The sequence below is a fragment of the Actibacterium sp. genome (assembly GCF_055134745.1).
Genome location: NZ_JBSRVX010000044.1, coordinates 52,873 through 67,861 on the forward strand (window position 1 = coordinate 52,873; position 14,989 = coordinate 67,861).

Genomic DNA, 14,989 nt, shown 5'->3' on the forward strand with positions numbered 1-14,989 from the left:
GACAGGATGGCCAAGACATGAACCTATTCACCGAATTGCGCAGCCTTGTGATCGACTCGCTGGCCACGATGGTGGCCGATGGCGTTCTGCCCGAGGGGCTGGATTTCACCGCCGTAACGGTCGAACCGCCGCGCGATGCCGCTCATGGCGACATGGCGACAAATGCCGCGATGGTGCTGGCCAGGCCGGCCAATGCCAGGCCGCGCGACATCGCCGAGGTGCTGGCCGGCCGTCTGGCCGAAGACCCGCGCATCGCAACGGTCGAGGTTGCCGGTCCCGGTTTCCTGAATCTGCGGCTGGCCGGGTCTGTCTGGCAGGGGGTCGTGGGGGCGGTTCTGGCCGAAGGGCAGGGATTCGGGCGGTCTGCCATGGGGCAGGGGCAGCGCATCAATGTCGAATTCGTATCGGCCAACCCGACCGGGCCGTTGCATGTGGGCCATACGCGCGGCGCGGTGTTCGGCGATGCCTTGTCGAACCTGCTGGCCTATGCCGGGTATGATGTCACGCGCGAATATTACATAAATGACGGTGGCGCCCAGGTCGATGTTCTGGCCCGCTCTGTCTATCTGCGCTATCTCGAGGCGCGGGGGCGGGCGGTCGAATTTCCTCACGGCACCTATCCGGGCGAATACCTGGTCGAAGTTGGACAGGCCTTGGCCGATCAGATCGGCGATGCATATGAAGACCAGCCCGAAGAGGTCTGGCTGACGCGCATCCGCGATTTCGCCACAGATGCGATGATGGCGCTGATCCGCGAAGATCTTGCTTCGCTGGGCGTGTCGATGGATGTGTTCTTTTCGGAAAAGTCGCTGTATGGCACCGGCCGGATCGAGGCCGCACTGAAGGCGCTGGATGCCAAGGGCCTAATCTATCAAGGGGTGCTGGAACCCCCCAAGGGCAAGCTTCCCGAAGATTGGGAACCGCGCGAACAGACGCTGTTCCGGTCAACCGCGCATGGTGATGATGTGGATCGCCCCGTCCGGAAATCCGATGGCGGCTGGACCTATTTCGCACCTGATATCGCCTATCATTATGACAAGGTTTCCAGGGGTTTCGACGCGCTTATTGATGTATTCGGCGCCGATCACGGCGGCTATGTCAAACGTATGAAGGCGGCCGTTTCGGCGCTGTCGGATGGCAAGGTACCGCTGGATATCAAGCTGTGTCAGCTGGTCAAGCTGTGGAAGAACGGCGAGCCTTTCAAGATGTCGAAAAGGGCCGGAAATTTCGTGACCCTACGCGATGTGGTCGATCAGGTCGGCCCCGATGTCACCCGATTTGTGATGCTGACCCGAAAGAACGATGCGCCGCTGGATTTCGATTTCGCCAAGGTGCTGGAACAGTCCAAGGAAAACCCGGTTTTCTACGTCCAGTATGCCCATGCCCGCGTCTGTTCGGTGCTGCGCAAGGCCGCCGAGGCAGGGATCGCCGCCGATGACGCGGCGCTGGCGCTGGCCGATCTGTCCGGGCTGGCCCATGAGGCTGAACTGGCCGTGGCGCGCAAGCTGGCCGAATGGCCGCGTCTGGTGGAAATCGCGGCGCGCGGGCACGAGCCGCACCGGATCGCTTTTTACCTTTATGAGCTGGCATCGGATTTCCACGCCTTGTGGAACCGCGGGAATGACGTGGCCGATCTGCGCTTTCTTCAGGATGACGCGGCCCTGTCACAGGCGAAAATCGCCCTGGCCCGGTCGGTGGCCGTTGTTATTTCCGCCGGTCTTGGTATTCTTGGCGTGACCCCGCTGGACGAAATGCGCTGAACAACAGGCGCAGGCCGACGGGCGCTGGCAGGCATGATGAACCGGGCGGATGCGGACCCCGCGCCGCCTGTGGGCAAGAGGCGGCAATGGCAGGTATCAAGTACACCGATTCATCGGCGGATCAGGCGCAACCGGCATCGCGCCTTGTGCAGCGGCTGACGGCCGGGGGCGGGGCGCTGACCTCGGTTGCGCTGATCGTCGGGCTGGCGGTCTGGGGCTATAAGCTGACCATGCGCGACGTGTCCGGCGTGCCGGTCATCCAGGCGCTGGAAGGTCCGATGCGCGTGGCCCCCGAAGACCCGGGTGGACGGCAGGCCGAACACCAGGGGCTGGCCGTCAACCGCGTGGCCGCCCTGGGCGAGGCCGCCCCGCCGCCTGACCGGCTGGTGCTGGCGCCCCGGCCGGTTGAACTGACCGGCGATGATCTGCCGCGCGCCGATCTGGGTCCGCGTGCCCCCGTTTCCGGCCCCGAGACCCCCCTGGCCGAGGCAGCACCTGCCCCCGCCGTCATCCTGCCGCCCCCTGCGGCGGAACTGGCCGCCCCGGTTCCCGAGAACGCAGGCGCCGGTGATGTGCCCGCCATGGCAACGCGCGAAGACCCGACCGCCGCCGCCGTTCAGCGCGCCCTGCAAGAGGCGATGGGGCTGTCCCAGGACGATGCCGCCGCCCTGGTCGAAACGACGCCCGTCACAGCAACACCCGAAACCGTGCAGGCGGATGTTGTCCCGGCGATCAAGGGCGGTCTGACCCATTCACCCTATCCGGCGGCGCGGCCCCTGGTCAGTTTTGTCAGTGCCCGCTCGGATGACGCGCCCGTCGCAGTGCAGGAATTGTCGGCCGATGCGGTGCTGCCCGGCACCAATCTGGTGCAGCTTGGCGCCTATGACACGCCCGATATCGCCCGCGCCGAGTGGCAGCGCCTGTCAGGCCGCTTCGGCAGTTTCATGGAGGGCAAGAAGCTGCTGATCCAGCCTGCTGTCAGTGGCGGGATGAATTTCTATCGGCTGCGTGCCGTGGGCTTTGCCGATATCGCCGATGCGCGGCGGTTCTGCGCGGCCCTGACGGCGGAAAAGGCCGATTGTATCCCGGTCGTGGCCCGGTGACGGGGGCCTTCATATTGGGCTGTTCCGGCCCGGTTCTGACTGCCGGCGAACATGAGTTCTTTCGGGATGCCGATCCGCTGGGCTTCATCCTTTTCGCGCGCAATATCGAAACCCCCGATCAGTTGCGTCGCCTGACGGGCGATCTGCGCGACAGTCTTGGACGCGATGCGCCGGTTCTGATCGATCAGGAGGGTGGCCGGGTGCAGCGGCTGGGCCCCCCGCATTGGCGGGGTTGGCTGCCGCCGCTGGATCAGGTGCGCGCGGCAGGGGCCGACGCGGCCCGGATCATGGCGCTGCGCTATCGGATCATCGCGGCAGAGTTGCGGTCGGTGGGGATCGACGTGAACTGTGCTCCGGTGGCTGATATCGCCTGTGACATGACGCATCCGTTTCTGAAGAATCGTTGCTATGGCGCTGATATTGATACGGTTATCGCGATTGCGTGTGCGGTTGCGCAGGCGATGCTGGCAGGGGGCGTTCTGCCGGTCGTCAAGCATATGCCGGGGCATGGGCGCGGGCAGGTCGACAGCCATCTGAACCTGCCGCGAGTCGATGCGCCCGGCGCCGATCTGGCCGCGCGCGATTTCGCGGCCTTTGCCGCGCTGGCCGATCTGCCGATGGCGATGACGGCGCATGTGGTCTTTGCCGATATCGACCCCGACCGGCCCGCGACCACATCACCCCTCATGCATCGCGTGATGCGTGACGAGATCGGGTTTGACGGCTTCCTGATGAGCGATGACATTTCCATGCAGGCGCTTTCGGGCGATCTTTCCTTGCGCTGTCATGACGCAATATCAGCGGGTTGCGATGCGGTGTTGCACTGCAACGGTGATCTGGCTGAAATGCGGGCGGTCGCCGATGCCTGTGGGCCGCTTGCGCCGCAGGCGGCGGGCCGTGCCGCGGCCGCGCTTGGCCGGCGGATGCTCAGCCGGGATCATTTGCCTGACCTGATGCAGGAATGGGGGGCGCTGACCGGCGCGCTGGCCCATGGCTGAGCCGGAATTCGACGTTGCCGACCGTCTGGCCGCCGAGGCGCTGATCGTCGATGTTGACGGGTTCGAGGGGCCGCTGGACCTGTTGTTGAGCCTGTCACGCACCCAAAAGGTGGATCTGCGCAAGATTTCCGTCTTGCAACTGGCGCGCCAATATCTGGCCTTCATCGAACAGGCCAAGGCATTGCGGCTGGAACTGGCGGCCGATTATCTGGTCATGGCGGCCTGGCTGGCCTTTCTGAAATCGCGCCTTCTGCTGCCGCCCGATCCTGCTGATCAGGGCCCGTCAGGCGAAGATCTGGCCGCCCATCTGGCGTTTCAGCTGGAGCGGCTGGCGGCGATGCGCGATGTGGCGGCCCGCCTGATGGGGCGCGACCAGCTGGGGCGCGATTTCTTCGCGCGCGGCATTCCCGAAGATGTGGAACGGGTGCGCAAGGTGCGCTGGACGGCTACACTGCTGGACCTGATGCAGGGCTATGCGCGTATCCGCACCCGCGATGATTTCCGCCCCTTCGTGCTTGATCGCAAGAATATCTTCACCATGGAAGAGGCTCTGGACCGGATGCGCGGCATGATCGGGTTTTCGGGCGACTGGACCAGCTTGTCCAGCTATCTGCCCGATGGGTGGGACATTGATCCGGCCCGTCGCCGCTCGGCCACCGCGTCAACCTTTGCCGCCACCCTGGAACTGGCCAAGCGGGGCGCGCTGGATATCCGCCAGGACGGGGTGTTCGGGCCGATAGAAATTCGCAAGAAGGCTGTGTAAATGTCGGAAGACCAAGAACAAAGTCTGTTTCAGGCCCCGCCGCTGCCCGAGCAGGAGCGCATGGTCGAAGCAATATTGTTCGCCAGTGCCGAACCTGTCAGCATCGCCGATCTGAACGCACGCATGCCGCATGGCTGTGACGCAGGCGCGGCGCTGGACTTGCTGCGCAAACGGTATGAAGGGCGCGGGATCCGCGTCATGCGGGTGGGCGATGCCTGGGCGATCCGCACCGCTGCCGATTTGGGTTTCCTGATGCAAAAGGAAACCGTCGAAACGCGTAAACTGTCGCGCGCGGCCATCGAGACGCTGGCGATCGTGGCCTATCACCAGCCCGTCACCCGCGCCGAGATCGAGGAAATTCGCGGTGTTTCGGTGTCGCGCGGCACGGTGGATCAGTTGCTGGAGCTGGAGTGGATCCGTTTCGGCCGCCGGCGCATGACGCCGGGCCGGCCCGTGACCTTTGTCGTCACGCAGGGTTTTCTGGATCATTTCGGTCTGGAAAGCGCGCGCGATCTGCCCGGCCTCAAGGAATTGCGCGCCGCCGGGTTGCTGGAAAACCGGCCCGCCCCTGATGTTCTTGCCCAATCGGATGAAGACGAGACGCAAGACGAACAAACTGATATGTTCGAGGATGAAAGCTGAGGAATCCCAGATGAATGCCAATCAGTTGATCGACATGTTTACCAAGCTGTTCCTGCGCAAGATCGTCAACAAGGGCGTGGATGCAGGTATCGGTATGGCGGCGCGGCGCGGCAAGGCCGAAGAAGAACTGACACCGGCCGAACGCAAGCGCGCCCGACAGGCCGGCCAGATGGCCAAACGCGCCCGCCAGGCCGCCAAAGTTACCCGTCGTATGGGGCGGTTCTGAGCTTTCGTGCCACTCGCGCGACAGGCTTGAAAACGGCATGTGACAGGATTAGATTCAATCGCAAGACCAGCAGGAAGCCCCCTCAGGGGCAGTGAGGCGACGGTCTTTGTCCAGTCAAAATTATCGCCTTGGCGCACAGCCAAGCAACCCTGATTTTCCTGAACAACGTAACCGGGGCGGCTGGCCGTCCAGCCCCCATGGCCGATTCATGACGGCAGGTTCTGAAAGGAAATCCCATGTCCAAAGGCGACAATCGACGCGGCAACAAGGAAGTCAAGAAACCCAAAAAGGAAAAGCCCAAGGTCGCGGCCACATCCGATATGAAAGCGGGCGGCGGGGCGATTCTGGTGGGCGGCAAGAAGGTCAAATGAGTTTCACCCGCTGGCCGCGCCTGTCATGAGGGTGGCGCGGTCAGGGGGTGCGGAAATGCTTGCTCAGCTTCAGGCCCTGACCCTGATAATTTGACGCGATGCCGCTGCCGTAAAGCTGCGCGGGGCGTTTTGCCATGCGTTCATAGACCAGCCGCCCGACGATCTGGCCATGTTCCAGAACGAATGGTGCCTCGTGACAGCGGACCTCAAGCACGCCGCGCGCACCACTGCCACCGGCGGCGGCATGGCCGAAACCGGGATCAAAAAACCCCGCGTAATGCACCCGAAATTCACCGACCATCGCCAGATAGGGCGCCATTTCGGCGGCAAAGTCGGGCGGAATATGAACCGCTTCGCGGCTGACAAGGATATAGAACGCGCCGGGGTCCAGGATGATCTGGCCGTTCTGGCTGTGGATTTCTTCCCAGAACTCGGCGGGGTCGTAATGCGCGATCAGGTCCAGATCGATTACGCCGGTATGGGGCTTGGCGCGGTATCCCACCAGGTCGCCCTGTGCGGGGCGCAGATCGACCGAAAAGCCCAGCCCGTCGGATATCACCGCAGGTCCGCCCGTGACCAGCGTATCGCGCGTGTGCAGGGCGGTCAGGGTATCGTCGTCCAGCACGGCCTGCCCGTGGCGGAACCTGATCTGGTTCAGGCGCATGCCCGGGCGCACCTTGACCGAAAAGGATCGGGGGCAGATTTCAGCAAAAAGGGGGCCGTCATACCCGGCAGGGATACGGTCAAATTCAACGCCGCTATCGGTGATGGTGCGGGTCAGCAGATCCAGTCGCCCGGTCGAGCTTTTGGCATTGGCGACGGCGTGAACATCGTCCGGCAGGGCCAGCCTCTCCATCAGCGGCACGACATAGACGCAGCCCTTTTCCAGCACCGCGTCGCGGGTCAGGTCGATGCGGTGCATTTCGAATTCGGCCAGCCGGTCGGTCACGCGGCGCCCGGCGCCCGCCAGAAATGACGCACGCACCCGATAGGCGGTATCGCCCAGCCGCAGGTCGAGCGAGGCCGGCTGAACCTGTGCGGGCAAAATCGCGGGGCTGGCGGCAATCTGGCCATCCGCGATCATTGTCTGGATGTGCTGTGCGGGCAGAACCCCGGTGCCAGTGATGGTCATGCGCCCCCCGAAAATCAAACCGCCCGACGCCGGAACCGGCGCGGGCGGCTTTTGATATTGGTCGGGCTAGCAGGATTCGAACCTACGACCTTCCGTCCCCCAGACGGACGCGCTCCCAGGCTGCGCCATAGCCCGACGTGAGGCGCTTCATACCATTTATTCACCCGGGGGCAAGGCACAAAACCGCAAATAACGCAGACCTCAGGCACCGTCGGACATGCGCGCGCTGAGGGCCCGCAGGCGGGCAAGGGCGGTGGCCAGGGCCGGGGCGTGATTGTCACGCAGCAAGTGGCGCGTTTCGCGGTGCCGCAGGCGCACCAGAAGCGGCGGGTCGACCTGCGCCAGGTCTTCGTCATCGGGGTCGCCCTGGGGCACCCGGATGCCCAGCGGCGCACGTTTGGCGGGCGCGGGCTGGAGTTCGGATTCGGCGGCGAAATCCAGTTCTGGCTGGGGGTCCGCCTCGACGTGTTGCGATGTCTCTGGTGTGGCAGGCGCGGTGTCGGTATCCGCGTTCGCCGCGGCGGGCTGCGGCGTCGGCGGCGTTTCCGTCGGGGCAGGCTTGAGGGCCACGACATTATCTTCGACGGGGGCGGGCGCAACGTCTTCTGCCATCGGCGCCTCGGGCACCAGATCGGCCTCATCCGCCATGGCGTCAGTCAGATCGCCCTGCAGTGGCTGGGACAGGGCGGTGACATGTTTGATGCCCTGTTCGCGCAGCACCTTTTGCGCACCGCGGATCGTCATGCCATCCACGTGCAGCATCTGCTTGATGCCGCCCAGCAGCAGCATGTCATTGGGCCGGTAATACCGCCGCCCGCCCGCGCGCTTTACAGGTTTGACCTGGGTGAAGCGGCTTTCCCAGAATCGCAGGACATGCGCGGGAACATCAAGCCACTCGGCCACCTCGCTGATGGTGCGAAAGGCGTCGGGCGATTTATCCATCGGTTGCTCAGCCCTTGTTTCCGGCAGCGACGCGGTCTTTCATCAGATGCGAGGGCCGGAAGGTCAGCACACGGCGCGGATGAATCGGAACCTCTTCGCCGGTCTTGGGGTTGCGGCCCACACGCGCGGCCTTGCCGCGCACGCTGAAGGTGCCGAACGACGATATCTTGACCGTCTCACCGGCGACCAGCGCGTCAGACATGTGCTGCAGCACGCTTTCGACCAAATCGGCGGATTCATTTCGGGAAAGACCCACCTCGCGAAACACCGCTTCGCTCAGGTCCATCCGTGTCAATGTCTTGTTGTCCATGGCTCCCCCGAACCTGATTTATCCGTCAGAATAGGTAGAAAAAAATTTCCGAGTCAATATCAATGGCTTGGCGCGCGGCCCGCAAGCGGCAAGTTACCAGCGCAAAACCACCGATCCCCAGGCCAGACCGCCGCCGATCGCCTCGGCCACCAGCAGATCGCCCTGTTTGATCCGCCCGTCAGCCTGGCCGATCGACAGCGCCAGGGGAATCGATGCCGCCGAGGTGTTGCCGTGATCCTGCACGGTGACGATCACGCGCTCCATCGGCAGGCCCATTTTCTGGGCTGTGGCCTTGATGATCCGCAGGTTGGCCTGATGCGGCACGACCCAGGTCACATCTGACGCGCCCAGCCCGGCCTTTTCCAGCGCGGTGTGGGCGGTGGCGGCCAGCTTGTCGACCGCGTGGCGGAATACTTCCTTGCCCTGCATGCGCAAAACGCCGCTGGTGCCGGTCGAGATACCGCCATCGACATAAAGAAGATCGCGATAGCGCCCGTCGGAATTCAGATCGGTGGCCAGTATGCCGCGATCGGCATTGGTGCCGTTGCCGTGGCAGGCTTCGAGAATCAGCGCGCCCGCACCATCGCCGAACAGCACGCAGGTGCTGCGATCGGTCCAGTCCATGATGCGGCTGAATGTTTCGGCGCCGATGACCAGCACCCGGTTCGCCTGGCCGGTCAGAATCATCGCATTGGCATTGGACAGCGCAAAGATGAAGCCCGCACAGACCGCCTGAACGTCAAAGGCGAAGCCGCGCGTCATGCCAAGACGTTCCTGGATCATGGTCGCGACCGATGGAAAGGTCAGGTCAGGGGTCGATGTGGCGACGATCACCGCGTCGATATCGTCGGGGGTCAAGCCGGCATCGGCCAGCGCGGCCAGCGCGGCCTTCGTGCCCAGATCGGATGTCATCTCGCCCTCGGCGGCGAAATGACGGCGCTGAATCCCGGATCGCGACTGGATCCATTCGTCGGATGTGTCCAGCGTCTGTTCGAATTCACTGTTGGGGACAATGCGTTGGGGCAGATAATGCCCGCATCCTTTGACCACGGCCCGTATTGTCATTCTTTTCTTTCGCTTTCGGCCTCGTTCAACGCCTCATCTTGGCGCGGGCCGCTGGCCGATGCAACCCGTGCGGCCAGCCTTTCGGCGAAACCGGTCTGGGCCAGTTGAAAGGCCAGCTTGATCGCAGCCGATACACCGGTCGCGTCGGCAGAGCCATGTGACTTGATGACGGTGCCGTTCAGGCCCAGGAAGATGCCGCCATTGACACGCCGCGGGTCGATCCGTTTCGACAGGCGCCGCAATGACGTATAGGCCAGCACGGCGGCGATGCGCGACAATGGCGAAAACTTGAACGCGGCCCGCAACAACTCGCTGATCAGCTTGGCGGTGCCTTCAGCGGTTTTCAGCGCCACGTTGCCGGTGAACCCGTCGGTGACGATCACATCGACCCGCGCCGAGGGAATATCCCCCCCCTCGACAAAGCCGACAAATTCAAAATCGCTGGTGGGGGCGGCGGCGGCAATCAGGTCATGGGCGACCTTCAATTCGGCCCGGCCCTTGTGTTCTTCGGTGCCGACATTCAGCAGCCCGATGCGTGGCTGTTTCAGCCCCAGCCCGTTGCGGGCGTAAGAGGCGCCCATCAGCGCGAATTGCAGCAAATCCTGTTCATCGGCGCGGATATCGGCGCCCACATCCAGCATGACATTGAAGCCGCCGGAATTGCGCGATGGCCACAGGCAGGCGATGGCGGGGCGGTTCACGCCGGGCAGTTTGCGCAGCCGCACCATCGACAGCGCCATCAGCGCGCCGGTATTGCCGCAGGATACGCAAACGGTGGCCTCGCCCTCGCGCACGCTTTCGATGGCCGACCACATCGAGGTGCCCTTGCCGTGGCGCATGACATGGCTGGGCTTTTCACCCATGGTCACCACGCCATCGGCGTGCCGGATCTCACAACGATCAGCCAGACTCTTGCGCCGCGCGACCAGCCGCTCCAACTGATCCTGCGGACCATGCAGGATAAAGCGGATATCGGGATTCTTGGCAGCCGATTGCGCAATGCCGGCGACCACGGCCGACGGGCCACGGTCCCCACCCATCGCATCCACCGAGATCACGATGCGCGGTTCTGTCGGTCCTGCCAGATCGGTTTGAGACGGCATGATCAGGCGCGTTCCCCCTTGTGGGGCGCTTACGCCGCGTCTTCGTCCAGATCGACATCCGCCGACTGGGCAACAACTTCACGCTCGGCATAGTGGCCGCAGGCGCCGCAGACGTGATGGGGGCGTTTCAATTCGCCGCAATTGGGGCATTCCGCAGGATTGCCGGCAACAAGTGCATCATGCGAGCGACGCTGATTGCGGCGCGAACGCGTAACTTTATTCTGAGGGACAGCCATGTCTCGACCTCGGTGTTCGGGGGCAATTGCCCTTGTAATTCATAGGGATGAAAGACATTTGCACCCGCCGGGCGCGTTGTCTGATCCACGGTGTAAACGAGGCCGGGAACATACCCGGATTCGAACCCGGCGCAAGTCTTTTCTGTAACTATTCGGTATCGTCCTCGCCCTGGTCCCGTTCCATCTGTTTCTTCAGTGCGGCCAGACCGGCAAAGGGTTTGATCTTGCCGTCGTCCAGCGGTTCGGCATCGGGTGGGGTGGCGGCGACGGTGTCGATGCTGACGCCCTCGGCGCGCGGAAACAGCGGCAGCGCCAGCGCCAGCGACTCGATCATGACCTGTGTCAGGTCCAGGATTTCGGGCTGGGGCTCGATGGTGTCGTCATCGGGCATCTCGATTTCATCACCGGGGGGCAGATCGGGCAGGCGGGCCAGATAGCGGCGCTGAACGCGTTCGTCGATGCGCGCAGGCACCGGCGCCAGCGTGATCCCGCAGCTTTGCACGATACTGGCGCCCAGATCGGCCTCAAGCCGCCAGTCGCGGCGGCCTTCGGGGCGCAGGGTGCCGACAAAGCGCAGCTTGCGCAGGCCCAGCAACCCCAGTTCGCGGGCAATGGCGTCTCGATGGGCGGCATCGGGCGTCAGCACAAAGGCATATTCCTGGCCCGCATTCAGTGCGGCCATGCGCACGGGGCTGTCAATCTGGGCGGTCATTGCCATGTTCCATTCTTGAACAGCGGTTGATCCTTCTGTAAAGGCGATAAAAGGCAAGCTGCTGCCTGGCAAGGGGGGGGTATGCATAATACCGCACACAAGATGAAACTGGCACTGGCATCTATCGTGATGCTGGCAATGGCCGGTTGCGCCCCGATCTATCGCAATCATGGATATGTGCCGTCAAAGTCCGATCTGGACGCGGTGGTGATCGGCGTCGATACGCGCGACACGGTTGCGCAGGTCTTCGGCCCGCCCACCACCGAAGGCGTCATGCGTGACGAGGCCTGGTATTACGTGGCCAGCCGATGGCAGACGCTGGGCGTGCTGGCCCCCGAAGAGCTGCAGCGCGACCTGGTCGCGATCTCGTTCGACCGATCGGGAACCGTCCGCAATATCGAGCAATACTCGCTCAAGGACGGGCGCGTCGTCACGCTGAACCGGCGCGTGACCGATGACAACATCAAGGGCGCCTCGTTCCTGCAGCAATTGCTGGGCAATATCGGGCGGCTCAACCCCAATCAGTTCATTCAGTGATCTTCAGCCCCGGCGTCGCGATCTGCGAAGCGCAGCGCCACGCCGTTGATGCAATACCGCAGGCCGGTCGGGGCCGGCCCATCGGGAAAGACATGGCCAAGATGGGCATCGCAGCGGTTGCAATGCACCTCGGTGCGGCGCGTGAAAAAGCTGCGATCCTCGGATTCGCCGATGGTTGTGCCATCGGTGCCGTCAATGGGCTGTGTAAAGCTGGGCCAGCCGGTGCCGCTGTCGAACTTGTCAGCCTGATCGAACAGATCGGCCCCGCAGCAGATACAGCGATAGATACCCGGCTGTTTGGGAAAATCGTCATGGGTGAAGGCGCGTTCGGTGCCGTGTTTGCGCGTGACCTTATAGGCCAGGTCAGACAGCATTTCGCGCCATTGCGCGTCGGTCTTGGTGATCTTCTCTGACATGGTGTCCTTTCGTGCCGTTGCGGCGTCAAGCTATTGTCACATCTTGTGTGTTATGGGGCGCCAGACCATATTTAGGGTGCAGAAGCCACATCTGCCAGTGTGCAAGAGGAAGGTCGGGCATGTTTTCACTTCGCAAGGGCCGTTTTGCGGCCCGGTTTGCCGAAGGGGCGGACGATCTTCGTGCCGCGCAACGCCTGCGGGCGCTCAGTTTTCGCGGAAACGCCGATGCGGCGGATTCCGACCCCTTCGATGCTCTGTGTCGCCACGTTCTGGTCGAGGAAACCCGCACCGGCGCGCTGGTATGCTGTTTCAGGCTGATGCCGCTGAAAGGCGGGGCCGAGATCGGGCAAAGCTATTCGGCCCAGTATTACGAATTGTCGGGCCTGTCGGGTTTTACCGGGCCTATCGTGGAAATGGGCCGCTTTTGCCTGCATCCCGACTGGCGTGATGCCGATATCCTGCGCGTGGCCTGGGGGGCGATGACGCGCTATGTCGATGAGCAGGGGGTCGAGCTGCTGTTCGGCTGCTCGTCCTTCAAGGGCACCGAGGCCGAGGATTACATGGATGCCTTTGCCCTGCTGAAAGATCGCCATCTGGCGCCCAAGCGGTTCCTGCCGCGCATCAAGGCGCCCAATGTATTCAAGTTCGCCCAGAAACTGCGCCGCCGCAAACCCGACGCAAAGCGGGCGATGCTGGGCATGCCGCCCCTGTTGCGCTCTTATCTTGTGATGGGAGGCTGGGTGTCGGATCATGCGGTGGTCGATCGCGATCTGAATACACTGCATGTGTTCACCGGGCTTGAAATCAATGCCATTCCTGCGGCGCGCAAGCGGTTGTTGCGCGGCGTCGCGGGATAGCCGGAGGCGGACAGGTTGCTTGACTTGTCAAGCCCTGCCACTAATGTCCTGCCACGCCCCGCAACCAGAAGCGACGGCGCGGGGGGAATATGAACGGTTCTGTATCGCTTGTGCGCACGCTGCTGGAAAACGGCGTGGCTGTCTGTTTCGCCAATCCGGGCACGTCGGAAATGCATTTCGTGGCCGCGCTGGACAGCCATCCCGACATGCGCTGTGTTCTGTGCCTGTTCGAGGGCGGTGCCACGGGGGCCGCCGATGGCTATTACCGCATGGCGGGGCGTCCGGCGGCGACCCTGATGCATCTGTCGCCCGGACTGGGCAATGGATTTGCCAATCTGCACAATGCGCGCAAGGCCCACAGCGCCATCGTGAACGTGGTCGGCGATCACGCGACCTATCACCTGAATTATGAAAGCCCGCTGCGTGGCCAGACGGTCGCTCTCAGCCAGTCGGTGTCGCACTGGACCCGGATGAGCGACGATTCGGCCGCCGTGGCCCGTGACGGAGCCGATGCCATTCGCGCCGCCAAAAGCCAGGGCGGCCAGATCGCCACGCTGATCCTGCCCGCCGATACCGCGTGGGGGCCGGCGGACAGGCCGCAAATCAGCACGGCGCCTGCACCATTACATCGCCCATCGGCCGATCAGATCGCCGTCGCCGCGCGTGCCCTGACCGCGCCGGGTGCGGCGCTGCTGATCGACGGGCCCGCCTTGCTGGACGATCTGGCCGAACTGGCCGGGCGCATTGCCACGCGCAGCGGCTGCCGTCTGATCGCGCCCTATACCGTCAGCCGGATCCGGCGCGGTGATGGGGCCATCGCGATAGAGCGGCTGGGTTATCCGGTGGCGCATAACCGGCAGATGTTGTCCTCGGTCGGCACGCTGGTTCTGTGCGGCGCCGAGGCGCCGGTCAGTTTCTTCGCCTATCCCGATCAGCCTTCGCTTGCGACGCCGCCCGAATGCGAGGTGATGGCGCTGTGCGGCCCGACCATGGATATCGGCTGGACCCTGACCGCCCTTGCCGATGCGCTGGATGCCAGCCAGGCCGCGCCGCTTCGCATCGCGCAGGATCTGCCCGCGCTGCCCACCGGGGCGCTGACGCTGGAGGCGGTGGCCGATGCCATCGCGGCGCTGATGCCCCGGGACGCGATCGTTGTGGATGAAGGCATAACATCGGTCCGGCCCACCACTCTGCGCAGCCTGACCGCGCGCGCGCATGACTGGTTGCACACCACGGGCGGGGCGATCGGGCAGGGGTTGCCCTGCGCTGTCGGTGCGGCCATTGCCTGCCCCGACCGGCGGGTGCTGGCGCTGATGGGTGACGGGGCTGCGATGTATACGCTGCAATCGCTGTGGACCATGGCGCGTGAAGAGCTGGACGTAACCATCGTGGTATTTGCCAATCGCGGCTATCAGATTTTGCACAGCGAACTGACCAAGGTCGGCGCCGCCGCACCGGGGCGCAATGCCGCGCGGATGCTGGATGTCACCGCGCCCGATCTGGACTGGGTTGCACTGGCCGCCGGGCATGGCGTCAGGGGCAGCCGGGTCAGCGATGCCGATGGTTTTGTCGCGGCGCTGAAAAGGGCGCTGGAAACGCCCGGCCCCTGTCTGATCGAGGTGCCTTGCTGACAGCTTTGTCAGCCTGATCGCGCGTTGGGCGATTGACGCCGCCCGGCCTGCGCGATAGCTGCCGCGCATGGCACGCTTACCCCTTTTGCAACTTTCCGATATTTCCCTGACCTTCGGGGGCGATCCGGTATTTTCCGGGCTTGATATGAATGTTCAGCCCGGTGACCGGCTGGCATTGGTCGGGC

General features: G+C 63.8%; 18 protein-coding genes and 1 tRNA gene. 10 read left to right on the forward strand and 9 right to left on the reverse strand.

What is annotated here, in order from left to right:
* The first annotated feature begins 17 nt into the window (after positions 1-17).
* The 7 genes from argS to ACTCHC_RS09265 all read left to right on the forward strand — a co-directional run bounded on the left by argS (position 18) and on the right by ACTCHC_RS09265 (position 5,863).
* Positions 18-1,760, forward strand: a complete 1,743-nt coding sequence (argS, locus tag ACTCHC_RS09235) for an arginine--tRNA ligase (RefSeq protein WP_463022195.1) — start codon at positions 18-20, stop codon at positions 1,758-1,760.
* A gap of 86 nt (positions 1,761-1,846) precedes the next feature.
* Positions 1,847-2,863 (forward strand): SPOR domain-containing protein, encoded by a 1,017-nt coding sequence (locus ACTCHC_RS09240; protein WP_463022196.1) that lies wholly within the window; start codon positions 1,847-1,849, stop codon positions 2,861-2,863.
* Complete coding sequence (locus ACTCHC_RS09245; RefSeq protein ID WP_463022197.1) at positions 2,839-3,861, forward strand: glycoside hydrolase family 3 N-terminal domain-containing protein; 1,023 nt, start codon at positions 2,839-2,841, stop codon at positions 3,859-3,861. The genes ACTCHC_RS09240 and ACTCHC_RS09245 overlap by 25 nt, the downstream gene beginning before the upstream one ends.
* On the forward strand, positions 3,854-4,624 hold the full coding sequence (locus ACTCHC_RS09250) for a segregation and condensation protein A (protein WP_463022198.1): 771 nt from the start codon (positions 3,854-3,856) through the stop codon (positions 4,622-4,624). The genes ACTCHC_RS09245 and ACTCHC_RS09250 overlap by 8 nt, the downstream gene beginning before the upstream one ends.
* Complete coding sequence (gene scpB, locus ACTCHC_RS09255) at positions 4,625-5,266, forward strand: SMC-Scp complex subunit ScpB (RefSeq protein WP_463022199.1); 642 nt, start codon at positions 4,625-4,627, stop codon at positions 5,264-5,266.
* Positions 5,267-5,276: 10 nt separating this feature from the next.
* Positions 5,277-5,492, forward strand: a complete 216-nt coding sequence (locus tag ACTCHC_RS09260; RefSeq protein ID WP_463022200.1) for a hypothetical protein — start codon at positions 5,277-5,279, stop codon at positions 5,490-5,492.
* A gap of 236 nt (positions 5,493-5,728) precedes the next feature.
* Positions 5,729-5,863: a hypothetical protein gene (locus tag ACTCHC_RS09265; protein WP_463022201.1), complete on the forward strand. Its 135-nt coding sequence runs from the start codon at positions 5,729-5,731 to the stop codon at positions 5,861-5,863.
* Positions 5,864-5,903: 40 nt separating this feature from the next.
* Here the strand turns inward: ACTCHC_RS09265 and ACTCHC_RS09270 are convergent, their stop codons facing one another.
* From ACTCHC_RS09270 to ACTCHC_RS09305, 8 genes are all read right to left on the reverse strand, one after another.
* On the reverse strand, positions 5,904-6,995 hold the full coding sequence (locus tag ACTCHC_RS09270; RefSeq protein WP_463022202.1) for a 2'-deoxycytidine 5'-triphosphate deaminase: 1,092 nt from the start codon (positions 6,993-6,995) through the stop codon (positions 5,904-5,906).
* Between the two features lie 58 nt (positions 6,996-7,053).
* Positions 7,054-7,130, reverse strand: a tRNA-Pro gene (locus ACTCHC_RS09275).
* A 66-nt stretch (positions 7,131-7,196) separates the two neighbouring features.
* Positions 7,197-7,937 (reverse strand): MerR family transcriptional regulator, encoded by a 741-nt coding sequence (locus tag ACTCHC_RS09280; RefSeq protein WP_463022203.1) that lies wholly within the window; start codon positions 7,935-7,937, stop codon positions 7,197-7,199.
* A gap of 7 nt (positions 7,938-7,944) precedes the next feature.
* Positions 7,945-8,247: an integration host factor subunit alpha gene (gene ihfA / locus ACTCHC_RS09285; RefSeq protein ID WP_463022204.1), complete on the reverse strand. Its 303-nt coding sequence runs from the start codon at positions 8,245-8,247 to the stop codon at positions 7,945-7,947.
* Positions 8,248-8,340: 93 nt separating this feature from the next.
* A complete protein-coding gene (locus ACTCHC_RS09290; protein ID WP_463022205.1) occupies positions 8,341-9,312 on the reverse strand; it encodes a beta-ketoacyl-ACP synthase III in 972 nt (323 codons plus the stop codon).
* Positions 9,309-10,415 carry a phosphate acyltransferase PlsX gene (plsX, locus tag ACTCHC_RS09295; RefSeq protein WP_463022206.1) on the reverse strand — a complete coding sequence of 369 codons (1,107 nt, stop codon included), beginning with the start codon at positions 10,413-10,415 and terminating at the stop codon, positions 9,309-9,311. Before plsX ends, ACTCHC_RS09290 begins: the two co-directional genes overlap by 4 nt.
* A gap of 29 nt (positions 10,416-10,444) precedes the next feature.
* Positions 10,445-10,651, reverse strand: a complete 207-nt coding sequence (gene rpmF, locus ACTCHC_RS09300) for a 50S ribosomal protein L32 (protein ID WP_463022207.1) — start codon at positions 10,649-10,651, stop codon at positions 10,445-10,447.
* A gap of 148 nt (positions 10,652-10,799) precedes the next feature.
* Positions 10,800-11,363 carry a YceD family protein gene (locus tag ACTCHC_RS09305; RefSeq protein ID WP_463022208.1) on the reverse strand — a complete coding sequence of 188 codons (564 nt, stop codon included), beginning with the start codon at positions 11,361-11,363 and terminating at the stop codon, positions 10,800-10,802.
* 81 nt (positions 11,364-11,444) lie between these two features.
* Here ACTCHC_RS09305 and ACTCHC_RS09310 point away from each other — a divergent pair, with 81 nt between their 5' ends.
* Positions 11,445-11,900 (forward strand): outer membrane protein assembly factor BamE, encoded by a 456-nt coding sequence (locus ACTCHC_RS09310; protein WP_463022209.1) that lies wholly within the window; start codon positions 11,445-11,447, stop codon positions 11,898-11,900.
* Here ACTCHC_RS09310 and msrB read toward each other — a convergent pair.
* The gene (gene msrB / locus ACTCHC_RS09315) at positions 11,894-12,316 is read right to left on the reverse strand and encodes a peptide-methionine (R)-S-oxide reductase MsrB (RefSeq protein ID WP_463022210.1); all 423 of its coding nucleotides are present in this window, start codon (positions 12,314-12,316) and stop codon (positions 11,894-11,896) included. The two genes, ACTCHC_RS09310 and msrB, sit on opposite strands and share 7 nt — an antisense overlap.
* Before the next feature lie 119 nt (positions 12,317-12,435).
* Between msrB and ACTCHC_RS09320 the strand changes: the two genes are divergently transcribed.
* A complete protein-coding gene (locus ACTCHC_RS09320) occupies positions 12,436-13,173 on the forward strand; it encodes a GNAT family N-acetyltransferase (protein WP_463022211.1) in 738 nt (245 codons plus the stop codon).
* Between the two features lie 89 nt (positions 13,174-13,262).
* Positions 13,263-14,804, forward strand: coding sequence for an acetolactate synthase large subunit (locus tag ACTCHC_RS09325; RefSeq protein WP_463022212.1), 1,542 nt, complete (start codon positions 13,263-13,265; stop codon positions 14,802-14,804).
* Positions 14,805-14,989 lie beyond the last annotated feature (185 nt).